This is a genomic window from Chloracidobacterium thermophilum B (genome assembly GCF_000226295.1).
GTDB lineage: Bacteria > Acidobacteriota > Blastocatellia > Chloracidobacteriales > Chloracidobacteriaceae > Chloracidobacterium > Chloracidobacterium thermophilum.
Map to the genome: position 1 here is coordinate 735872 of NC_016024.1, position 20975 is coordinate 756846.

General features: G+C 64.0%; 18 protein-coding genes. 5 read left to right on the forward strand and 13 right to left on the reverse strand.

Annotated features, from left to right (window positions below):
• Positions 1-113 precede the first annotated feature (113 nt).
• From CABTHER_RS15395 to CABTHER_RS03130, 3 genes are read left to right on the forward strand one after another with little or no spacing between them, the layout of a single operon-like run.
• Positions 114-2489 (forward strand): SpoIID/LytB domain-containing protein, encoded by a 2376-nt coding sequence (locus tag CABTHER_RS15395; RefSeq protein ID WP_014099122.1) that lies wholly within the window; start codon positions 114-116, stop codon positions 2487-2489.
• A 31-nt stretch (positions 2490-2520) separates the two neighbouring features.
• A complete protein-coding gene (locus CABTHER_RS03125; RefSeq protein WP_014099123.1) occupies positions 2521-3252 on the forward strand; it encodes a 5-oxoproline transporter, DUF969 family subunit in 732 nt (243 codons plus the stop codon).
• Positions 3245-4210, forward strand: a complete 966-nt coding sequence (locus tag CABTHER_RS03130; RefSeq protein WP_014099124.1) for a 5-oxoproline transporter, DUF979 family subunit — start codon at positions 3245-3247, stop codon at positions 4208-4210. The genes CABTHER_RS03125 and CABTHER_RS03130 overlap by 8 nt, the downstream gene beginning before the upstream one ends.
• Here the strand turns inward: CABTHER_RS03130 and CABTHER_RS03135 are convergent.
• The 5 genes from CABTHER_RS03135 to gcvT form a co-directional block, all read right to left on the reverse strand.
• A complete protein-coding gene (locus CABTHER_RS03135; RefSeq protein ID WP_014099125.1) occupies positions 4176-5156 on the reverse strand; it encodes a 5-oxoprolinase subunit C family protein in 981 nt (326 codons plus the stop codon). The two genes, CABTHER_RS03130 and CABTHER_RS03135, sit on opposite strands and share 35 nt — an antisense overlap.
• Before the next feature lie 68 nt (positions 5157-5224).
• Positions 5225-6310, reverse strand: a complete 1086-nt coding sequence (gene hisC / locus CABTHER_RS03140; protein ID WP_014099126.1) for a histidinol-phosphate transaminase — start codon at positions 6308-6310, stop codon at positions 5225-5227.
• A 7-nt stretch (positions 6311-6317) separates the two neighbouring features.
• Positions 6318-7661: an aminomethyl-transferring glycine dehydrogenase subunit GcvPA gene (gcvPA, locus tag CABTHER_RS03145; RefSeq protein ID WP_014099127.1), complete on the reverse strand. Its 1344-nt coding sequence runs from the start codon at positions 7659-7661 to the stop codon at positions 6318-6320.
• A gap of 90 nt (positions 7662-7751) precedes the next feature.
• Positions 7752-8138, reverse strand: a complete 387-nt coding sequence (gcvH, locus tag CABTHER_RS03150) for a glycine cleavage system protein GcvH (RefSeq protein WP_014099128.1) — start codon at positions 8136-8138, stop codon at positions 7752-7754.
• 33 nt (positions 8139-8171) lie between these two features.
• Positions 8172-9263, reverse strand: a complete 1092-nt coding sequence (gene gcvT / locus CABTHER_RS03155) for a glycine cleavage system aminomethyltransferase GcvT (RefSeq protein WP_014099129.1) — start codon at positions 9261-9263, stop codon at positions 8172-8174.
• A 320-nt stretch (positions 9264-9583) separates the two neighbouring features.
• On the opposite strand from gcvT, the gene CABTHER_RS16950 reads away from it, so the two are divergent.
• Positions 9584-9817 (forward strand): hypothetical protein, encoded by a 234-nt coding sequence (locus CABTHER_RS16950; RefSeq protein WP_148263917.1) that lies wholly within the window; start codon positions 9584-9586, stop codon positions 9815-9817.
• A 37-nt stretch (positions 9818-9854) separates the two neighbouring features.
• Positions 9855-11423 carry a hypothetical protein gene (locus tag CABTHER_RS03160; protein ID WP_014099132.1) on the forward strand — a complete coding sequence of 523 codons (1569 nt, stop codon included), beginning with the start codon at positions 9855-9857 and terminating at the stop codon, positions 11421-11423.
• Positions 11424-11454: 31 nt separating this feature from the next.
• Here the strand turns inward: CABTHER_RS03160 and ftsZ are convergent, their stop codons facing one another.
• The 8 genes from ftsZ to murD all read right to left on the reverse strand — a co-directional run bounded on the left by ftsZ (position 11455) and on the right by murD (position 20973).
• The gene (ftsZ, locus tag CABTHER_RS03165) at positions 11455-12561 is read right to left on the reverse strand and encodes a cell division protein FtsZ (protein WP_455423188.1); all 1107 of its coding nucleotides are present in this window, start codon (positions 12559-12561) and stop codon (positions 11455-11457) included.
• 120 nt (positions 12562-12681) lie between these two features.
• Complete coding sequence (ftsA, locus tag CABTHER_RS03170; RefSeq protein WP_014099134.1) at positions 12682-13932, reverse strand: cell division protein FtsA; 1251 nt, start codon at positions 13930-13932, stop codon at positions 12682-12684.
• An 8-nt stretch (positions 13933-13940) separates the two neighbouring features.
• Positions 13941-14951 (reverse strand): cell division protein FtsQ/DivIB, encoded by a 1011-nt coding sequence (locus tag CABTHER_RS03175; RefSeq protein ID WP_148263918.1) that lies wholly within the window; start codon positions 14949-14951, stop codon positions 13941-13943.
• 42 nt (positions 14952-14993) lie between these two features.
• Complete coding sequence (gene murB, locus CABTHER_RS03180; RefSeq protein WP_014099136.1) at positions 14994-15890, reverse strand: UDP-N-acetylmuramate dehydrogenase; 897 nt, start codon at positions 15888-15890, stop codon at positions 14994-14996.
• Entirely contained in the window at positions 15874-17241 is a 1368-nt protein-coding gene (murC, locus tag CABTHER_RS03185) for a UDP-N-acetylmuramate--L-alanine ligase (RefSeq protein ID WP_014099137.1), read from the reverse strand. The genes murB and murC overlap by 17 nt, the downstream gene beginning before the upstream one ends.
• A gap of 7 nt (positions 17242-17248) precedes the next feature.
• Positions 17249-18325: an undecaprenyldiphospho-muramoylpentapeptide beta-N-acetylglucosaminyltransferase gene (gene murG / locus CABTHER_RS03190; RefSeq protein ID WP_041569052.1), complete on the reverse strand. Its 1077-nt coding sequence runs from the start codon at positions 18323-18325 to the stop codon at positions 17249-17251.
• A gap of 102 nt (positions 18326-18427) precedes the next feature.
• On the reverse strand, positions 18428-19561 hold the full coding sequence (gene ftsW / locus CABTHER_RS03195; RefSeq protein WP_081464670.1) for a putative lipid II flippase FtsW: 1134 nt from the start codon (positions 19559-19561) through the stop codon (positions 18428-18430).
• Positions 19546-20973, reverse strand: a complete 1428-nt coding sequence (murD, locus tag CABTHER_RS03200; RefSeq protein ID WP_014099140.1) for a UDP-N-acetylmuramoyl-L-alanine--D-glutamate ligase — start codon at positions 20971-20973, stop codon at positions 19546-19548. Before murD ends, ftsW begins: the two co-directional genes overlap by 16 nt.
• Positions 20974-20975: the final 2 nt, after the last annotated feature.

Consider the following 20975-nt stretch of genomic DNA (forward strand, 5'->3'; position numbering starts at 1 on the left):
GCCGGACTGCCCTTGTCCTGCTCAGACGGGAATCAGGCTGACGACTGACCTCACGCAGAGCCGCGGAGAGGAACCCTTCATTCCCCATTCCCCATTTTCCATTCCCCATTCCTGTGGCGCACGTGCACGTGCAGCCCCGCATCAGTCCGTGCTACAACAGTCTGTCTCACCGTTTTCCAGGGTTGTTGGTTTCCATTGCTGCTGTTTTGGAAATGCTGCGTGTGTTTTGTCGCCAGGTGGCATGGTTGGCGCTGGTGGCGCTTCTCGGCGCGTATCTGTCAGGACCGCTGTCCGCGCCGGGGCAGGTGACGCGCCCCCGGCGGGTCGGTATCCCCGCCGGGTCCGCTGCCGGCATCGCCGAGCCGGAAATCCGCATTGCGCTGACCACGAACGCCGACTTCGCCACCGTAACCTGTGAAGGGCCCATGACCTGTTCCACCGGGGAGCCGTCTGATGACGTGCTGCCCATCACGGCCGGAAAGGCCACGGTGCAGCTCGAAGTCGGGACCCGCCCTGCGCCGGGCAGCGGGTCGGAGCGTTACCGCGTGGAAGTCGCTTCATTCCGGTCCCGGGAAGCGGCCACCGCTGCGGTTGTCCGGTTACGTGAGCAGGTCGCCGGGCCGGTAACGACGCGCTACGACGCACGTGAGCAGGCGTATGTCGTCGTTGTCGGGGATTGTGCCGCGCCGGAAGACGCCGAGGCGCTCATGGTGAGTGTGGTCAACGCCGGGTTTCGCCGTCCGGTCATCACCCGCGACGCGGCTCCGGGCGCTTCTCTTCCGCGCCTGGGCGTGACGGCCGAGGGCGGAAGCTCCCTGCTGCGCGGCGCACAACGCTGCACCTTCACAGCTCTGGAGGAAGAACGCGCGCCACTCAGATTTTCGGGCCAGTCCTACCGGGGACGCATCGAGGTTTTCCTCAACCGGCGCGGACGCCTGACCGTCGTCAACGTCGTTCCGCTGGAAGCCTATCTGCGCGGCGTCGTTCCCAATGAACTGTCGCCGACGGTGTTTTCCAACCTCGAAGCCCTCAAGGCCCAGGCGATTGCTGCCCGCACCTATGCCCTGAAAAATCGCGGCAAGTATGCCGCCGAAGGCTATGACCTGCTGCCGACGGCGGCTTCGCAGGTCTATCGTGGGCAGGGTTCGGAGCATCCGCTGTCAGACCGCGCGGTGCTGGAAACACGCGGCATCGTGGCCACCTACAACGGCGAACCGATAGATGCCCTCTACACTTCCACTTCCGGCGGGCGTACGGAAAGCTCCGAGTACGTCTTTGGCGCGCCGCAGCCGTACCTGAAAAGCGTCCTGGTTGCTCCTGTCCCTCAAGTGCGGGCCGGGCGGTGGATCGTTTCCAGCCAGAGTGTCGAGCACTGGCAGGACCCGGAGGTGCGGCTGCTGGCGCGGGACTGGGCCCTGCTGCGCGTGCTCGGTTTCACCCTGCCGGAACGGCCTGGCGCGGCATACTTCACCTCTCTGGCAACGGCGCGCGAAGTGACGCTCTGGCTCAACCGGGCGGCGCGGTTGGCGACGGCCGGGCAGAGTGAGCGTCCCACGGGGACGGTGCTACGGCTGGAGGGCTTTGTGCCGGCGTTGCTGGCGGCGCTCTATGGCGCGGAGTCGCCCGCCCGTCTGGTCACGCCGGAAGATGCCCGCTACTGGCTGGGCACGGAGGCTGAACGTTTCCCGCCAGAGGCGCGGCCGGCGCTGGCCTACCTGGTACGCGAAAACATCCTGCGCCCGACGGCGCTGCTGAATGCCGGGCGGCCGCTGACCCGTGGCATCGCCCTCGGTCTGCTGGCCCGGTCACTGCTGGCGCGGGGCATCCCGGCGCTCCAGAGCGGCACGGCGCGACCCTACGACGGCACGGCGCTGACGGTACGCCTGGGCAAGGGAAAGGATGAGCAGCGCTGGACGGTCGCGCCGGACGCCTACCTGTTCCGTACCTTTGGCGGGGAATGCCTGCCAGTCGAGCGGGTCGAAATCATCGGCGGCGAGACCGTGTGCCTGTATGCCGATCAGGATGGTCGGGTGCGCTATCTCGAAGTTTCGCCGGTGCGCAACGGTGCCACCGGCGACCGGACTTCGCCGTTTTCCTGGTGGGAAGTACGGCTTTCCCCGGCTGAACTTCAGGCACAGCTTTCCAAAGCCGGCGTCAATGTGGGCGACATCCGCGAGCTGAAGCCGCTGGCGCGCGGCGATTCGGGGCGGGTGGCGCGTCTCCAGGTCGTCGGTGCGGCCGGGACAAGCACCCTGACCGGTCTCAGGATACGTTCGGCGCTTGGCGTCCGGGAAAATCTCTTCGTCATCCTGCACGAACGGGATGCTGACGGGCGGCTGACAGGCGTCCGGTTCATCGGACGCGGCTGGGGGCATGGCGTCGGGATGTGTCAGGTCGGAGCTTACGGGCTGGCGGTGGAAGGCTACACCCACGAGCAGATTCTGAAGCATTTTTACACGGGGATTGCCCTGACGCGGCTCTATCCCTGAATGGGCCCTGAACGGGTGGAGAAGTGACCCAATGGAAACCTGGCTTGGCTGGCCGGTCTGGAAACTGCTCGGTGTGGGCGTGCTCGTCGTCGGTCTGGCGCGGCGGTGGCCGACGGGGCCCGTCGTGCTGGGCGCGGGAGGTCTGACGGCCTGGCTGGCCGGGATGCCGCTGGTGGGCCATCAGACGCAGCCGGGCATGCTGGATACCCTGGGCAAGGCTTTTGTTGAAAACCGCGTCATCACGCTCTACCTGTTGACGCTGCCGGCGGTCGGTCTGGCCGAACGCCTGGGGCTGCACACGACCATGGGGCGTCTGATGGGACGGCTGACGGGCGTTTCCCTGGCGCGGCTGCTCATCGGTTTTCAGATGGCGCGGGTGGCGATGGGTGCGTTGGGGCTGCGCCTGCAGGGGCACGTCACCTTCGGGCGGCCGATTGTCGCGCCGATGGCCACGGCCGTACTGCCGTCGCCGGCCGGTGAAGGGACGGCCAAGGCGGCGGTCGCGGCAGCCGAAAACTACGGCAACTTTTTCGGCCAGAACCTGTTTCCGGCCTCGGCCGGCTGTCTGCTCGTGGCCGGGGTGATGAAGGGCGCCGGGTATCCGGTGGATGTCGTCCGTCTGGCACTGTACGCGATTCCCATTGTGGCGGTGTCGCTCGGTGTGGCAGCCGTGCAGTTCGTATGGCTGGAGCGGCAGCTTGGACAACGGCCGAACGGGACGGCCGAACACACCGCCGTGCGGCAGGATACCGGCCATGGCTGAGGGGACATCCATTCTGGCCCGGCTGGTGGGTCATCCGGCCACCCTGGAAACGGCCTTTGCGCTTATCGGTGCGCTGCTGTGGGGCTACGCCGTACAGATTGTCTGTGACTGTCGCCGCGCCCGGCGGATGCTGGCGGCAGCCTACTGGTTCACGCTGGGGTTGCTGTTTGGGTTTGGCGCGTGGCTTCCGCACTGGGTGGCCGGGTTGCTCGTCGTCGGGCTGGTGGCCGTCGAGGCGGCGGGTGGCGTGCGTACGCAGGCGACGCCTGCGCCGTCCGGTGAACCTTCTGCGCCGGGCTGGCGTGCCCTGTGGCCGGTACTGACGATTCCCACGGTCACGTTCGTGCTGGCCGGCCTGACGGCGCTGGCCGGCGGCGAAGTCGGGCGGGGCGCGGTGGTCGGGCTGGCGCTGGGGGGGCTCGTTGCCGTCGGCGTGGCGCTTGTCGTTGGACGTTTTTCGTGGCCGACGGCGCTGGCCGCCGGACGGCAGTTGACCGAGGACATCGGTCCGCTGCATCTGTTGCCCCAACTGCTGGCATCCCTTGGATTGCTCTTTACGGCGGCCGGCGTGGGAACGCTGCTGGCCGACGGGGTGCAGCGGATCGTGCCGCCGGGCAGCCTGCCAGGGGCAGCCGTCGCCTATTTTCTCGGCATGACGCTCTTTACGGCGCTGGTTGGCAATTCCTTTGCGGCGTTTTCTGTCATCACAACCGGCATCGGTGTCCCGCTGGTCGTCGCACCGTTTGGGCTGGACCCGGCACTGGTGGCCATACTGGGGCTGACGGCCGGCAGTTGCGGCACGCTCTGCACGCCCATGGCGGCCAACTTCAACCTGCTGCCGGTCGGACTCTACGGTCTGCCGGACAACTACGCCGTCATCCGCTGGCAGTGGCGCGTGGCGGCTGTGCTGTGGCCGTCCCATCTCATCGTTCTGGGACTGTTCTGGCTGTGTCGGTAAGGGCGACGGCGGTTGCCAGTTGTCTGAGCCGTTGACGTTGCGTCGCCGCGGCGCGCTCGGCTTCCACAATTGTCGTTGGCTGGAAGCGGACGGGTTGACCGGGCCGGCGCTGGACGAAATCCGGCAGATCGGCCGTGATGATGTGTGCCACACGCGGATAGCCGCCGATGGTCTGGGCGTCGGCGAGCAACACCACCGGACGGCCATCGGGTGGGAGCTGGATGCTCCCGCAGGCAACGGCCGAAGATACCAGTTCCACAGGGTACGCCAGACGCAGGCGGACGCCTTCCAGCCGCGTCGCCATGCGGTTGGAGTCCGCGCCAATCGTCATGGCTTCATCAAACAGCGCCGCCTGACTGTCCGGGTCAAGGGCGTGGAATTCCGCGCCGGGCAGGACGCGAAGCGGCCGGGTGTCGTCGGTGACGTACTCCGGCCGGGTCCGGTGCGCCAGCGCCAGTCCCGCCGCCGGTGTTGGAAGACCGGGGGACAGCGGAATCTCATCTCCGGCGCGCAGCGGTCGTCCAAGGAGGCCGTCCAGCCCGGCAAAGGGGTTCATGCTGGCGCTGCCCAGCCAGCGGGGAGTAGCCAAGCCACCGGCAACGGCCAGGTAGGCCCAGCGTCCACGGCGGGGTTGGCGAAAGGCAAGCTGCTGTCCAGGCTGGACGGCATAACGCTGCCAGTTGGCGAGTGGCCGTCCGTCAAGGGTCGGGGCAAAGTCCGCGCCGCCAATGGCCATGACCGTCGCCTGCTCAAAACGCAGGCGCGGCCCCGGAAAGTGCATTTCCAGCAGGGCTGCTTCCGGTGGGTTCCCCAGCAGGATGTTGAGCAGGGAAGCCGCCAGTCCGTCGAGCGCGCCGCCGCGCCCGATGCCCCAGCGCCGTTGCCCACTTCGCCCGGCATCCTGAACCGTGGTGTACAACCCGGCTTCCAGAACGCGGATACCCATGGCGGAGTTGGAAGTTGGTGGAAATGCCGTGCCCAATGTGCGTCGTCAACCTGTGCCGCCGGCCCGTCTCAGGCGGCGGCTTCCGGGTGAATGGCCTGCAAAGCAGCCAGCAGCGCGTCGTTTTCTTCCGGCGTGCCGATGTTGAACCGGACGTATTCGCCAAGCAGCGGATACCGGCTGACATCCCGGATGAGCACGCCCCAGGCCAGCAGGGCTTCAAACAGGTGCCTGGGTGGAATGTGGGGCGTATGCAGCAGGTGGAAATTCGCCTGACTCGGCAGCAGCCGGAAACGGTCAAAGGACGCCATCGCCGCGCTGACACGCGCCCGTTCGTGGATGATGCGCTCAACGAGCGGCCGCAGCTCGTCAGCATACATTTCGACGGCCACCTGCGCTGCCGCCAGCGAAAAGAAGTTGACGTTGTAGGGCAGTTTGGCTTTGCCCAGTTCAGTCGCCAGTTCGGGCGCCATCAGCCCGTAGCCAATCCGCAGCCCGGCCATGGCCATGGCCTTGGAAAACGTCCGCAGCACAACCAGCCGGGGAAAATCAGACAGCAGCGGGACGAAGTTCTGCTGACAGAACTCATGGTAGGCCTCGTCCACGACGACGAAGCCATCAAAGTCCGTCAGGAAGGCGCGCAGCGCCGGCTCGTCAACGGTGACGCCGGTCGGATTGTTGGGCGAGCAGAGGATCACGGCCACGGCGCGCGTCCGGTGGGCAGCTTCCAGCATGGCCGGGATGTCGTAGCTGAAGTCGGCGCGTGGCGGGACATTGACCACCGTGCCGCCCAGAACTTCAACCATCAGACGGTAAACGGTGAACGTCGGCTCACTGAGGACGACCGGCGTTCCGGGGGCAACGAGAATCGTCAGCAGCGCCTGGATGATTTCATTGGAGCCATTGCCGACCACGACGCCATCTGCCTGCCAGCCGGCGAACCGGGCCAGTGCTGTTTGCAGTTCGGTGGGAACAAAGTCGGGATACCGCGCCCAGTCCCGCCCGGCAACCCGGCGGAGGGTTTCCGCCACGATGGCCGGGGGAATACCAAACGGGTTTTCGTTCTGGTTGAGCTTGATGGGCACGCGGTGCGGCGTCAGGGTGTAGGCCTGAAGTCGCCGCACCGAGGGTTTGATGAGGTCGTCGAACGTCCGCATAGGCGTTTCAGCCACCGCAGACCTGCGCCAGCCGGGCGGCAAACGCATCCATAGCCGCGCGCGAGGTGTTTTCCGTGGCGCAAACGAGCAACTCGTGCGTACGCTCCGGGAAATAGCGCGACAACGGCAACCCGGCCAGGATGTCGTCTTCCAGCAACGTTTCCACGAGTTGCGCGGCCGGCAGGGGCGTTCGGATGACGAATTCGTTGAAGACCGGCGCACGGTAGGTCAGGGTGATGCCGGGGATGGCCGTGAGAACACCTTTCAGATAGGCGGCCTTCTGAAGGTTGCGCTGGGCCAGTTCCTGCAGACCGCGCCGGCCGACCGTTGCCAGAAAGATGCTGGCGACGAGCGCGCACAGACCTTCGTTGCTGCAAATGTTCGAGGTGGCTTTTTCGCGCCGGATGTGCTGCTCGCGGGTGGCAAGGGTGATGACAAAGCCCCGGCGCCCTTCGGCATCATAGGCCTGACCGATCAGGCGGCCCGGCATCTGGCGGGCGAAGCGTTCGTGGGTGGCGAAAAAGCCCAGGTGCGGCCCCCCAAAGGCTGGCGGCACGCCGAAAGACTGTCCTTCGCCTACGACGATGTCCGCACCGACCGTGCCGGGCGCGACGAGCAGCCCCAACGACATGGCTTCCGCCACCGTGACAACCGTCAGCGCCTTGTGTTTCTGGGCCGCTGCTGCCAGTGGCGCGAGGTCTTCGATACAGCCGAAAAAGTTGGGCGACTGCACGGCAACACAGGCCGTAGCATCATTGACGAGCGTTTCGACTGGCTCTGTTGTCCCTGCTTCGGAGAGTGGAGCCAGGACCAGTTCAATCCCGGCCCGCCGGGCGTAGGTCTCACACACCGCCCGGTATTCCGGGTGGATACCTTCCGACAACACGACCCGGTAGCGGTTCGTCAGGCGCGCCGCCATCAGCAACGCTTCAGCCAGCGCCGTGGCACCGTCGTACATCGAGGCGTTGGAGACTTCCATCCCGGTCAGTTGGCAGATGAACGTCTGGTACTCGAAGATGGCCTGGAGCGTGCCCTGGTTGATTTCCGGCTGATACGGCGTGTAGCTCGTGTAGAACTCCGACCGCGACACCAGGGTGTCAATGATGAGGGGGCGCACGTGGTCATAGACCCCGGCGCCCAGAAAGGAATGCTGTGGCAGGCGATTCTGCCCGGCCAGGGATTCCATCAGTTGCATCAGCTCCGCTTCACTGGCCATCGGCGGCAGGTTCAGCGGGCGCTGAAGGCGGAGGTCTTCGGGAATGCCCCGGAACAGTTCGGCAATGCTGGAGACGCCCATCGAGGCCAGCATGTCCGCCTGCTCATCGGGCGTCGCGTTCGGGATGTAGCGCATGATTTTGAACCGCTTTGGGGGCAGCCTTGGGATCAGCCCCGACTTGCGCCGACCGACCGGAGTGGGTTCGTCCGGTCTGATCGGCGAAGGTCATTTTTCGTTGATGAAGTCTTCGTATTCGGCGGCGCTCAGCAGGGCATCCACTTCGCCGGGGTTGGAGAGCCTGATGACAATCATCCAGCCTTCGTCGTAGGGTGAGGTGTTGACCAGTTCGGGCGCATCGGCCAGTTTGGTGTTGACTTCGATGACTTCGCCGGAAACCGGGGAAAACAGCTCGCTGACGGCCTTGACCGACTCAACCGAGCCAAAGGGTTCATTGGCTTTGACCGTCGTGCCGACCTTTGGCAAATCCACGTACACGACATCACCCAGCGAGTCCTGGGCGTAGAACGTGATGCCCACGCGCCCGGTGTCGCCCGTGATCCGAATCCACTCGTGGTCTTTGGTGTACTGCAAATCGTCAGGATAGTTCGCCATGAAAATCCTCGCCAAAGTATGTGGTGCGCCTCGCTATCCGGGACGCTTGTAGAAAGGGGTTGGGACAATGCGGCAGGGAACTTCGCGCCCGCGCACAATGGCAAACACTTGCGTCCCCACCGCCGTCTTGTCAATTGGAAGATACGCCAGTCCGATGTTTTTCCTGAGAAAGGGCGACGGGCTGCCCGAAGTGACGCGCCCGACTTCCTGCCCGTCGGCCACCAGCGGGTAGCCGTCGCGTACCGGCACGCGGTCTTCCACCTCGAAGCCGACCAGCTTGCGGGTCAGTCCGGCTGCCTGTTGCCGCAGCAGGGCATCGCGTCCGAGAAAGTCACCCTTGGAGAGTTTGCATATCCATCCCAGGTCGGCTTCCAGCGGCGTGGTCGTGTCGTCAATTTCGTGACCGTAGAGGGCCATTCTGGCTTCGAGCCGCAGCGTGTTGCGGGCGCCAAGTCCGCAAGGTGCCGTACCGGCTTCGATCAGCGCCTTCCACAGCCGCTCCGCATCGGCCGGCGCGCAGTAGATTTCGACGCCATCTTCGCCCGTGTAGCCGGTGCGCGCCACGAGTGCCGTGATGCCGGCGATGACGACATCGCGCCGGAACCGGTAGTAGCCCAGACCGGTGATGTCCTCCACCGTGAGGCTTTGCACCAGCGCCACGGCGCGGGGGCCCTGGACGGCCAGTTGGGCGTATTCGTGGCTGACATCGCGAATGTCAACCTCGAAGCCTGCTGCGTGCCCGCGCAGCCATTTCGCGTCTTTGGCCGTGTTGGCCGCATTGACGCAGAGAAAGTAGCTGTCTTCCGCCAGGCGGTGCACCAGAATGTCATCCACAAAACCGCCACGTTCGTTGAGCAGGCCGGAGTACTGAACCTGTCCGTCCACAAGGCGCGCCGCGTCATTGCAGGTCACATGCTGCACGAAGCGCAGGGCATCGCGTCCCTGGATGAGAATCTCCCCCATGTGACTGACATCGAAGAGTCCCACCGCTGTACGTACGGCCAGGTGCTCGGCCACCAGCCCGCCATATTCGACCGGCATCGTCCAGCCGGCAAACGGCACCATTTTGGCCCCCAGCGCGCGATGTACGGCATCGAGTGGTGACTGGCGGAGTTCGGCGGACATGCGTGAAAAAGCCTTGAAAACCGGAAGGAGGCTGACGCTGCAAGGGCGGGGACGCTACCACCGCCATGGTGGAGGGTCAAGACGGCCCGGCCGCTGCTGATGACGGCCTGGCTGCCAGCCGGGCCCTTGCCAGTCTGCCCGGTGCGGCCTACGATACCTGACGGCTGATTGAGTCAGTCGCTATCTTTTGCAGTTTGTGGAGGATGACTGCCATTCGCACGCGACCTGTCCTATCGCCTCATTTCACGTCCTGACGCCCGGTAGTTTCCTCACGACCACCGTGGCGTCGGCCAACGATGTTCGCCAGGAGGAAACTCACCATGACTGACAAGCCCATTCTTGATCCGTCTGTCGCCGATTCATCACAAGCGCCCCTTTCACCTGCCACCAGGTCGGCGCAACATCCGGTCCGGCGTGACCGATCCTCTCCCCCAACCTTCCAACCCAACATGTTCGAGGACGACCTGGTATCGGCGCTGGCCGTGGCGAGGGAAAACGTCCGCGCCCGCCAGGTCTTCGATTGGGAGCGCGTCCGCCGGCAATGCGCCGTCTAGCTCCAGCCCGGCCTCCAGCCGGGCCGGCCATCGCCCGGTGTGGTTCATTGCACCGGGTTCGGCCCTCATCGGTGGGCTGACCCTGGCGTGGGTTTATGCCCACGGTTGGACAAATCTGTATGGCGACGGCCAGGCCCACCTGGCCATTGCCCGCAAGCTGGTGGATGTCCCGCCGGGAACGACCTGGTGGGAACGCTACATGCAACTGGGCAGCCCGTGGCTTCCGCTGCCGCATGTGCTGGCTGCACCGCTGGCACTTTCCGATACCCTCTGGCGCACCGGGCTGGCCGGCAGCCTCATTTCCTGTCTCGCCTTTGTGGCTGCGGCGACCGTGGTGTTTCAGCTTACGGCAGCGCTCACCCGGTCGCTGCCGGCCGCGCTGGTGGCGTGGCTGGCTTTTGCGCTCAACCCTTCGCTGCTCTACATCCAGACCACACCGCTGACCGAGCCGCTGTTTCTCGCCACCTGGCTGGGCAGCGCATGGTGGATGCACGACTGGACGCCACGTGGTCGGCGTGATCGTCTTGTCCTGGCGGCACTCTGTACCCTGGGGGCGCTTCTGACCCGCTATGAGGGCTGGATTCTGCTGCCAGCCGGTACGCTCTGGGTGCTCTGGTCTTCCCCCCGCCGTGGATGGGCGCGCCTGGCTGATGTGGGGCTATGGACGGGCATCGTGGGCGCGGGCGTGGGGTACTGGCTCTGGCACAACTGGGCCATCTACGGGCGGCCGCTGGAGTTTCTCGAAGGGACCTACTCGGCGCGGGGCTACTTTGCGCGCCACCGGGATGAGCTGAGTTACCTGAGCTTCGTGGTCGGACAGCCGCTTTATGCGGGCCTTGTGTTGGCGGTAACTGTCGTCATCTGCGCCACGCCGGCCACGACGCTGCTCGGGCTGCTGGGGCTGGCCGGACAGGCTGTGACGGCCTTTCGCACCCGTTGGCTTGATATGCCAACGCTGGCGGTTCTGGGGTGGCTCTGGCTGCCGCCGCTCTTTACCGGCTACAGCCTGTATTCAGGCAACATCCAGATTTATCCGCTGTTTTTGAACAACCGCTATGGCCTGGTGGCACTGCCGGCGCTGGCCGTTGGTATCGGGTTGGGTGTGGCCTACCTGCAGGCCCGCTTCCCAAAGCAGCCGGTCTGGGTGGCCGTTGGTGTAGGGCTGGTGTGTGTCGGGCAATCCCTGTGGTGGCTGCGGGATGGCGTCTATCAGCTCGCCGTCTTTCAGGAAGCCTACCGGGTGCAGTTTACGTCGCTGGGGCGTGAACGCCGGGCGCTGGCGCAGTTTCTCCGGTCGCAGCCGGCCTTTCGGTCCCTTCTGGTGCAACCGTCCGGCGGCTGCGTTGCGCTGTTTGCCGGTGAACTGTCGTCTGTCATTGCCCAGGGCGGATTGTCTTACGCCCACATCCTGCACGAGGGGCGTGCGGAGTGGCACAGCCTGGAAAAATCCATTCCCTCCACGGTGACATGGTTGGTGGTCGGGCGCGGGGATGAGCTGGAGCGAAAGCTTCAGCAGCAACCAGCCGGGTACGAAGACTTCACCCCGGTATGGGTTTCGGAGCAGGGCACCTTCCGCGTCCTGTGCCGAAACCGGCCCGCGCCGTAGGTATCAACGGCGATGGCCGGTTTCCAGAAGGCTATTCGGATTTCCGGCGCAAAAAGGTTGGTGCGTCAAGGTCCGCTTCGGCAGCGGGTGCGGTTGGTTTGGAGCCGGGCGCCACACGCCCAAACGAAGGCACCGAAACCACGTTACTGGCCACCACGGTTGACGCCGTTGGCTCGTTGGCTGCCTGGGCGGCCTGGTCGAAGCCGGTCGCAATGACCGTAATCTTCATTGCATCCTGCATTCGTTCGTCAATGACCGCGCCAAAGATGATGTTGGCTTCCGGGTGCGCCGCTTTCTGGATGATGGAGGTGGCTTCATTGACTTCGTGAAGAGTGAGGTTGCTGCCGCCGGTGATATTGACGAGTACGCCATGGGCGCCTTCGATGGAGGCTTCTTCGAGCAACGGGCTGGCAATAGCAGCGTTGGTAGCCTGGATGGCACGATTTTCGCCGGAGGCCTGTCCCGTGCCCATCAGGGCAATGCCGGAGCCGCGCATGATGGTGCGTACATCGGCAAAGTCGAGGTTAATCATGCCCGGCACCGTGATGAGGTCAGAAATACCCTGCACGGCCTGCCGCAGCACGTCATCCGCCATGCGGAAGGAATCCGCCAGGGAAGTATTGCGATCAACGGTCGTCAACAGGCGGTCATTGGGAATGGTGATGATGGTGTCCACACACTCGTGGAGTTCGCGGATGCCTTTTTCGGCGTTCTGCATCCGGCGGCGGCCTTCAAACCCGAAGGGCTTGGTGACGACGGCCACGGTCAGAATCTCCAGTTCGCTGGCCAGTCCGGCCACAATGGGCGCGGCGCCGGTGCCCGTGCCGCCGCCCATGCCGGCCGTGATGAACACCATATCCGCACCTTCGAGTGCATCAATGATTTTTTCCGTATCTTCAAGCGCGGCATCCCGTCCCACCTGTGGGTCAGCTCCGGCACCCAGTCCACGTGTCCGCTTGCTGCCAATCTGAATCTTGACCGGGGCTTTCGACATGCTGAGGGCTTGCAGATCGGTATTGACCACCAAAAAGGAAATCCCTTCAATACCGGACTCAATCATCCGGTTGACGGCATTCCCGCCGCCCCCTCCAACACCAATGACCTTGATGTTTGCGCCTTTTGAGATGGTATTTTCCACGAATTCAAACCTCACTGGGGGTGGACTCGATGACCGCTTGTTCTCTGCTCCCATGGGATAATTGCCTCCTGCCCGTAACCTGGATCGGGAACCGTCTTCCTGGTAAAGAAAATACTATATTCAGCGCGCCGAATTCGGCGAAGAAAAGAAACTTTTTATCCCTGCCAGCCAGTGGCGCCAACTTGTTTCCCGCTGCCGCAAATAGTGATTGGCACGTGGTCGAATGCTTGAAAGAATAAGCCCGATGGCTGTTGACCACTCAGCACGGCGCAGTTCCTCGTTGAGACCGTCCAAACCCATTGGCACGCCGATCCGAACCGGAAGGTCAAGCATCCGTTCGGCCAGTTCAGGAATACCGGACAAGAGACTGCCGCCGCCTGTCAAGACCAATCCGCTGGACAACTTTTTCTCAAAACCTGCCTTCTGAAGATTCTCCTGAATTTCCTTGAAAATCTCCTCTGCCCGTGGCTGAAGCATTTCGCAGAGCACCTGCCGCGAAAGCATCCGCGACCGCCCGCCAGAAGCAGTAACTTCAAGCTGTTCCTGTCGCTCGTTGGGGTGCAGAAGCGAAGAGAAAACGCATCCAAAAGTCTGTTTGATGCGTTCAGCTTCGGGAACCGGTGAACGAAGCCCAACCGCAATGTCGTTGGTGAAATGCGTGCCCCCGATACCGAACATCGCCGTGTGGCGCACCGCCCCGCGTTGGAAGACCGCAAGGCTGGTGATTTCACCACCAATATCAACGATGGCCGTACCATATTCACGTTCTTCTTCGGTGAGGGTGGCTGTCGCAGCCGCAAGGGAACCAAGGGTGAGGTCTTCGACAATGATACCCAGCCGGTTGGCGCTTGTCACGATGTTTTGCGATGCCGTGACCGGCGAAGTCACGATATGTACGGAAACTTCGAGCCGCATCCCCAACATACCGAGGGGATCGCCAATTCCATCCTGTTCGTCCACCACAAACTCCTGGGGCAGGACCTCGACGATACCCCGGTCTGAGGGCAGGTTGACGGCACTGGCCTGTTCGATAACCCGCTGGATGTCCGTGCCTGTAATCTGCCGGTTGCGGCTCGACACCGCCACCACGCCATGCCCGTTGAGACCGCGCACATGTAGTCCTGACAGGCTGGCATGAACCGAAGCAATTTCAAAGCCGGCCATTTTTTCAGCTTCCGTCAGGCACTGGCGAATGGTCTCTTCAGCCTGTTCGATGCTGACCACAACCCCCTTGCGGATGCCCTTCGAGGGCACATCGGCGTAGCCAGCCACCGTCCAGCGCGCCCGATCCGGTACCGGTGTGGCAATGACCATGCGGGTCCGGGTCGAGCCAAGGTCAAGGCTGGCAAGGTAGGGTGTGGCGCGCGCCATAGTCCGTGCTACCTCCGCGCTGCCGAACCCGCCTGGCGGGAAGTGGATTTGGGAGCAGCTTTCGGGGGGGACGACATTGCCTTGGCGCCGGTCGTTGTCCGGGCTGGAGGGGCAGGCAGGCGTTCATCGAACTCCAGGTTGACCTGCCGGGCGCTCACCATGTTGACCGTCTTGAGATAGGGCGCTTTCTCGAAGATACGCGGATCAGAAAAGCGCATGCGTTCAAGAATCGAGGTGTCACGGCGCTGAAGCGCGTCCACGATTTCACAGGCATGGAGGAGCCGTTCCCGAAAGTCCTCCCGGCCCAGTCCAACGACAATGCGGCTATTACGAAGCTGAACGCGCACGTCCTGAAGCTGCGACAGGTCAACGGATTCAATACGTTCGGAAAGGCGTGGTTCGGCCGCGTCGAGCGCCCAGGTGAGGTTACGGTACAGTTGCAGCCGCTCGCGGTTTTCGCGGCGTCCGGCTGCATCGCGGTCGGACGCCAAACCAACGGCCAACACAGGTGGCTCTCCATCGGTATCCGGGTCGTACGCCGCAATCACGACCCCTTCTTCATCCAGCCAGACGAGGTTGCTGCGTTCAGCCATCTGGGCCAGCACAAACGGTTTGCGTTCCTCGACCACGATCCGCAGCGTGTCCGGCAGAATACGCACGATCCGGGCCTGCCGCACCCGGGGCAGGCTTTCCAGGTTCTGGCGCAGCGTCGGGAGCGAGACCGTCAGCAGGGAGCCGGTGGACTGCTGGCGGACGAGACGCTCGATGTCCTCCGCAACGGGCGGCTGACAACCAATAACCTCCACCTGACGCAGCAGAAACAGGGATGACCGCGTCATGGCCAGCCCAAGACTGCTCAGTCCGACCAGCAGTACAACCCAGAGGATGCCGGTCCGCCAGGCATAAAGTTGCTCCCATACCGCTCCCTGCCGCGTGCGCGGGATACGGATGGCCGCTGCCTCGCGCGTCTGTTCACGACGGGAAGGTAGGACCTGGCGGGTTGTGCGTTTGTGAGCCACCGACACGTTACGACTCCTGACGGCTTCAATCCAGGAACATCCTTACTCCCAGACTTCGACTTCCATATCGAGTTCAATGCCACGTGCTTCGCGTACACGTGACCGAATCCGCTCAATGAGGGCAAAGACATCGGCTGCCCGTGCTGACCCATTCGTGACAATGAAGTTGGCATGGACTGGAGAAATGGTTGCCCCGCCGATGGTTTCACCTTTCATGCCAAGTTCGTCAATGATGCGCCCGGTAGCCAGCCCCGGCCCCGGATTTTTGAAAATGCAACCGGCGCTGTTGTCCCTGACCGGTTGCGTCGCTGCCCGGTGGCGACGGTACTCCGCAATTTCGGCCCGGCTGGCCTCCGGGTTGCCGGGCCGGAGTTGAAGTGTCGTCCCCAGAATCAGGTCCCGTTCGGTAAATGGAGAGTGACGGTAGGCAAAATCCAGCGTCTCCCGTGGCAGTGTCACGATGCGCCGCTCGCGGGCGACATCCACCGAGACGATGACATCGGCAATTTCATAGCCATGCGAGCCGGCGTTCATCTTCACGGCACCGCCAACGCTGCCGGGAATCGGCGCCAGCCCTTCAATCCCGGACAATCCCCGGTCGGCGCACTGGTTGACGAGCCGGGGCAGGCTGTAACCGGCCGGCACTTTGACCTGACAGCCCTCAAACCTCACGGGCGTTTTGAGTTGCCGCAGACTGATGGCAACGCGGTCGAGTGGCCCATCCGCCACCAGGAGATTTGTGCCGTAGCCCAGCGGACTCCAGCGCAAACCGTGTTCTTCCAGCCTGGCCACCAGGGCGGCCGCTTTTTCCGGCGTGTCGGGAAAGGCCACACAGGCGATTTCCCCACCCGTGCGCAGTGAAGTCAGGTGGCGCATCGGCTGGTGAAAGCGGGCTGCGACATCGAGTTCGGCACAGATTTCCTCAACAGACTTGGGCATCCTGCAAAAACCTTTCACCAAGCTGCCAGACATTACCTGCCCCCACGGTCAACAGCACATCGCCGGGACGAAGTTGCGCCGCAACGGCTGGCAGGGCCGCATCGAGCGCGCCAACAGCCTGCACGGCCGGATGTCCCGCCGCCTGTACGGCTGCTGCCAGCGCCGCCGCTGTCACCCCGGGCAGGGGTGTTTCGCCCGCCGGGTAAATATCCACGATACAAACCACATCCGCCTCCCGCAGCACCGTTACGAACTCAGCAAACAGATGCTGTGTCCGCGTGTAGCGGTGCGGCTGAAACACCAGAACGATCCGGCGTCCGGCGCTGCGCGCTGCATCAAGTACGGCGGCAATCTCAACCGGGTGGTGGCCGTAATCGTCAATGACGAGAACATTATTCCTTTCCCCACGAATTTGGAACCGTCTGGAAACATTTTCAAACATTTCCAGACCCGTTTGTACATCTTTGAAGTCTAAACCAAGTTCCAGTCCAGCGGCGATAGCCGCCAGTGCGTTGTGGATGGCGTGCCGGCCCGGTACGCGCAGCCGGACCGGGCCCAGACAAGCCGGCCCGCGCCAGACCGTAAAGCGCCAGCCGAAGGGCTTTTGGGGAACAATGTCTGCCGCCCGAATCTGGGCTTCCGCCGCCTGGATGCCGTACAGCGTACAGCGCCGGGTCAACCGGGGCAGCAGCGCCTGCACACCGGCATCGTCAGCGCAGGCAATGACCACGCCTGTTTCCGGTACGCCCTCGGCAAACCATACGAAATGGTCGAGGATAGCGTCGAAATCACGGTAAAAATCGAGATGGTCGCGGTCCACATTGGTGATGATTGCCAGCGTACGCGGCAGCTTGAGAAACGAGCCATCGCTTTCGTCAGCTTCGGCGACAAAGTGCGGCCCCGTCCCGACCATCGCCCCACTGCCGAGATCGGCAAAGGCCGCGCCAATGACGGCGGTTGGGTCCTGTCCGGCCGCGCGCAGTATCGTGGCAACCATGGCACTGGTCGTCGTCTTACCGTGCGCACCAGCGACAGCCACGGCCACCTTGCCTGCCATGAGTTCGGCCAGCATCTCCGCCCGGTGCACAATGGGGATGCCCCGGGCCTGGGCTGCCAGCCGCTCCGGGTTGTCGGCTTTGACGGCCGTGGAAACGACGACCCGCTGAGCATCGCCAAGCTGTTCCGGTGCGTGCCCGATGAAAACCTGCGCACCCAGCGCCTGCAGGCGGGCGGTTGTCGCCGAAGCCGCCAAATCCGACCCGGAAATCTGCCAGCCACGCCGGAGGGCGACTTCGGCAATGCTGCTCATACCGCTGCCCCCAATGCCGATGAAGTGCAAGTGCTCAGCCATGACTACCTCATCCTGGGCGATGCAGAATCTGGAACGCAACATCTACGGTGCGTTCGGCTGCGTGTGGTCGCGCCAGCGCCCGGCTGGCGGCTTCCATCCGGGCCAGCCGCGCCGGGTCAGCCAGCAGCTCCAGAATCGTCCGGGCCAGTTTTTCACCCGTCAGTTCGGCCTGTACGATCATCTCTCCGGCGCCGGCGCGGACAAACGCCTCGGCATTCCGGCGCTGGTGATCGTCGGCAGCCTGGGGGAAGGGGATGAAAATGGCCGCGCGCCCGGCAGCGGCCACCTCGGCGATGGTGGCGGCTCCGGCGCGGCAGACCAGCACATCGGCGGCGGCCATGGCTTCGGCCATGGCGTGGATAAAAGGCTGTACGTCGGCCTGCACACCGGCTGCCGCATAGGCGGCACGTACCATTTCGACATCGCGCTCGCCCGTCTGGTGAACAATCCGCAAACCGGGATGGGCTGCCAGCCAGGGCGCGGCTTCCGCCATGGCGCGGTTGATGGCCTGCGCCCCCTGGCTGCCGCCAAACACCAGCACGTGCCGGCGCGGAGCCTCGGCCGGGCGGGGCGGAATCTGCTCAAACTCGGCGCGTACCGGCGTCCCGGTCAGGACGGCCCTGGCCCCGAAGTACGCGGCGGTTTCCTGGTAAGACACGGCGGCGGCGGTGACGAAGCGGGCGAGTATCCGGTTGGTCAGGCCGGGCAGGACATTGACTTCAACGGCCAGGGTCGGGACACCCCGCATGATCGCCGCCAGCATCGCCAGCCCGGAGGCATAGCCGCCGACTCCGACGGCAATATCCGGCTTGAAACGCCCGATGAGTTGCCAGGCTTTCCAGAAGCCGACAGGCAATACGGCCAGACTCTGGAAACGGCGCTGCCAGGAAACGTTGTTGAGTGCGCCGGAGGGGATGAACGTCAGCTCGAAACCGGCCGCCGGGACGAGTTTCTTTTCCAGCCCGCGTTCTGTCCCCACAAAATGGACTTCCGTGGTGGCATCACGTTGCCGGAACGCCTGGGCAATGGCAATGCCGGGGAAAATGTGTCCGCCGGTGCCGCCGGCCGCCATCAGGACACGCACGCTGCACGCCTCTTGTCTCTCAAAAATTCGCCCTGGCTGTGGCCGGGTACGGCTTTCGATCCGTTTGCCAACCGTGGCCGTTTGCCAACCGTGGACGCGGTTTCACGTTCGCCGCGACACACTCAGCAGCCAGCCGACAGCCAGCAGACTCATCATCATCGAACTGCCGCCGTAGCTGATGAAGGGTAACGGAATCCCCTTGGCCGGTACCAGACTCAACACAACGCTCAGATTGAACAGCGCCTGCCCCACGAGCAGAACGGTGACCCCGGTTGCCAGGAGCTTGCCAAAGTCGTCCGGGGCCAGAAAGGCCGCACGCAGACCGCGAAAGGCCAGAATGCCGAACAGTCCGACGACCATGAGGCTGCCAATGAGACCGACTTCTTCGGCAATAACTGAAAAGATGAAGTCCGTATGCGCTTCCGGCAGGTAAAACAACTTTTGGCGGCTCTGGGCAAAGCCGACGCCCGACACGCCGCCACTGCCGACGGCCATCAACGACTGCACAATCTGGAAACCTTCTTCCCTGGGAGCTTTCCAGGGGTCAAGAAAGGCCAGCAGCCGGGCGCGCCGGTATGGCTCTCTGAGCAGGGCATAGAGCAGCAGCGGCGAGCAGAGCAGTCCCGCGAGCGCCGGATAGCGGAGCGGCACGCCGGCCACGACGAGCATCGCTGTCGCCGTCCCGCCCATCATCAGAATCGTTCCCAGGTCCCGCCCCAGAAAAACGAGTCCCATCAGCAGTCCCACGACGAGGCCGACCGGGAGCAGTCCCTGTCGCGGATCACGGCGCGCCGGCGCGTCTTTCCGGCTGAGGAAATAGGCCAGAAAGAGCACCATTGCGAGCTTGGCCAGTTCAGAAGGCTGAAACATCAGCCCCGGCAGACGAATGAAGCGATGCGTGCCCCGGACCGGGGGCAGCAGCAGGACGAGCACCAGCAGGGAAACCGTGACGCCCAGCAGCCCATACACCACCCACGGCCGTTCCAAGCGTGCGTAGCCAAGCCACAGGCTGCCGAGCAGCAGCCCGGTTCCCAGCAGGGCGGCCAGCCCCTGGCGCAGGACGAAGTGAAATTGCGTCCGGTAGGTTTCGTGCGCCAGGGCCGCCGAGGCGCTATAGACCATGACCAGGCCAAACATCACCAGCGCAATCGTCGTGACGAGCAGCCATGGGTCCACAAACGTCACCAGGTTGCGCGAAACAGGCACCACGGTGGGAATGGTCAATCTGGGCTGCATGACGCCTCACGCTGCACATTCGAAATCAACCCCTTGACTGTTGCCTTGAAAACCCGTCCCCGGTGCTCGAAGTTATCAAACATATCGAAACTGGCACAGGCCGGCGCAAGCAGAACCACATCGCCGGGCCGGGCACGCCGGGCCAGACTGTGAACCGCATCTTCCAGACTGGCATGGCGCGTGATGGGCTGCGGCAGCCGTCCGGCAAAGGTGGCGGCAATTTTTTCAGCAGCCGTGCCGATGAGTGCCACGGAAACCGCCCGCGACGCCAGGGCGTCCACAAGCGGAGCAAAGTCGCTGTTTTTGTCCAGACCGCCAAGAATGACGTGCAGCCCGGACGGAAAAGCCTCGATGGACACCTGGGCCGCTGCCACATTCGTTGCCTTGGAGTCGTTGAAGTACCTGACGCCGGCGACTTCAGCCACAAACTCCAGCCGGTGTTCCAGCCCGCGAAAGTCCCGGATGGTTGTCCGGGCAGTTTCCGGGTCCACTCCAGCGGCAAGGGCCGCGGCCAGGCTGGCCAGGATGTTTTCCAGATTGTGCCGGCCGGGCAGGGGCAGGTCGGCGCGGTGAAGCAGCACCCGCTCGGCCTGCCGGGTACGGCACACCAGCTCGTCCCCACGTGGAAAAAGCCCTTCTTCCAGTTCCCGTTGGGCTGAAAAGAGCGTCACCGGCGCACCCTGGGCCGCAAGCTGTGCCTGGGCGCGGGGTGTCGTCGGGTCATCGGCATTGAGCACGGCGAGGGTCTCACCGTCAAACCGGCGAAACATGTTGAGTTTGGCGGCCACGTAGTTTTCAAACGTGCCGTGGCGGTCGAGGTGATCCGGCGTGATGTTGAGCAGGACGCCGATGTGCGGACGGAAGGTGACGACGGTTTCAAGCTGGAAGCTGCTGCATTCGAGTACCGTCCAGCCGTCGTCGCGCGAAGTCTCCACCAGTGAGACGGCCGCCACACCAATGTTGCCACCGACTTGGGTCAGCAGCCCGGCCTCAGCAAGCAGGCGTCCGATCAGGGTCGTTGTCGTGCTTTTGCCGTTGCTGCCCGTAATGGCGACGATGCGCCCGCGCAGGTGGCGGAAGGCCAGTTCGATTTCGCCAATGATGGGCACACCGGCTTCCCGCGCCGGCTGAAGTGCCGCCAGTCCGGGCGGGACGCCGGGGCTGAGCACAATTTCATCGGCGGCACGCAGGGTTTCGGGTCGGTGCGCTCCGGCTTCAATGGCAATGCCTTCCGATGGGAGTTGGATGACTTCCGGCGGCAGCTTTTCAGCCGGGCGCTGGTCGGTGAGGGTCACTTGCGCGCCGCGCGCTGCCAGAAACCGCGCCGCACCAATTCCACTGACACCGGCCCCGACCACGACGAGGTGACGGCCGGCATAGCTCTGGTTGTTCGTGTTGTTGAGGGCAGGCATCG

Bases quoted from the DNA above. Each gene is read 5' to 3' on its own strand.
- CABTHER_RS03125 (WP_014099123.1), top strand. From the start codon at position 2,521: ATGGAAACCTGGCTTGGCTGGCCGGTCTGGAAACTGCTCGGTGTGGGC.
- CABTHER_RS03130 (WP_014099124.1), top strand. From the start codon at position 3,245: ATGGCTGAGGGGACATCCATTCTGGCCCGGCTGGTGGGTCATCCGGCC.
- CABTHER_RS03135 (WP_014099125.1), bottom strand. From the start codon at position 5,156: ATGGGTATCCGCGTTCTGGAAGCCGGGTTGTACACCACGGTTCAGGAT.
- hisC (WP_014099126.1), bottom strand. From the start codon at position 6,310: ATGCGGACGTTCGACGACCTCATCAAACCCTCGGTGCGGCGACTTCAG.
- gcvPA (WP_014099127.1), bottom strand. From the start codon at position 7,661: ATGCGCTACATCCCGAACGCGACGCCCGATGAGCAGGCGGACATGCTG.
- gcvH (WP_014099128.1), bottom strand. From the start codon at position 8,138: ATGGCGAACTATCCTGACGATTTGCAGTACACCAAAGACCACGAGTGG.
- gcvT (WP_014099129.1), bottom strand. From the start codon at position 9,263: ATGTCCGCCGAACTCCGCCAGTCACCACTCGATGCCGTACATCGCGCG.
- CABTHER_RS16950 (WP_148263917.1), top strand. From the start codon at position 9,584: ATGACTGACAAGCCCATTCTTGATCCGTCTGTCGCCGATTCATCACAA.
- ftsA (WP_014099134.1), bottom strand. From the start codon at position 13,932: ATGGCGCGCGCCACACCCTACCTTGCCAGCCTTGACCTTGGCTCGACC.
- murB (WP_014099136.1), bottom strand. From the start codon at position 15,890: ATGCCCAAGTCTGTTGAGGAAATCTGTGCCGAACTCGATGTCGCAGCC.
- murC (WP_014099137.1), bottom strand. From the start codon at position 17,241: ATGGCTGAGCACTTGCACTTCATCGGCATTGGGGGCAGCGGTATGAGC.
- ftsW (WP_081464670.1), bottom strand. From the start codon at position 19,561: ATGCAGCCCAGATTGACCATTCCCACCGTGGTGCCTGTTTCGCGCAAC.
- murD (WP_014099140.1), bottom strand. From the start codon at position 20,973: ATGCCTGCCCTCAACAACACGAACAACCAGAGCTATGCCGGCCGTCAC.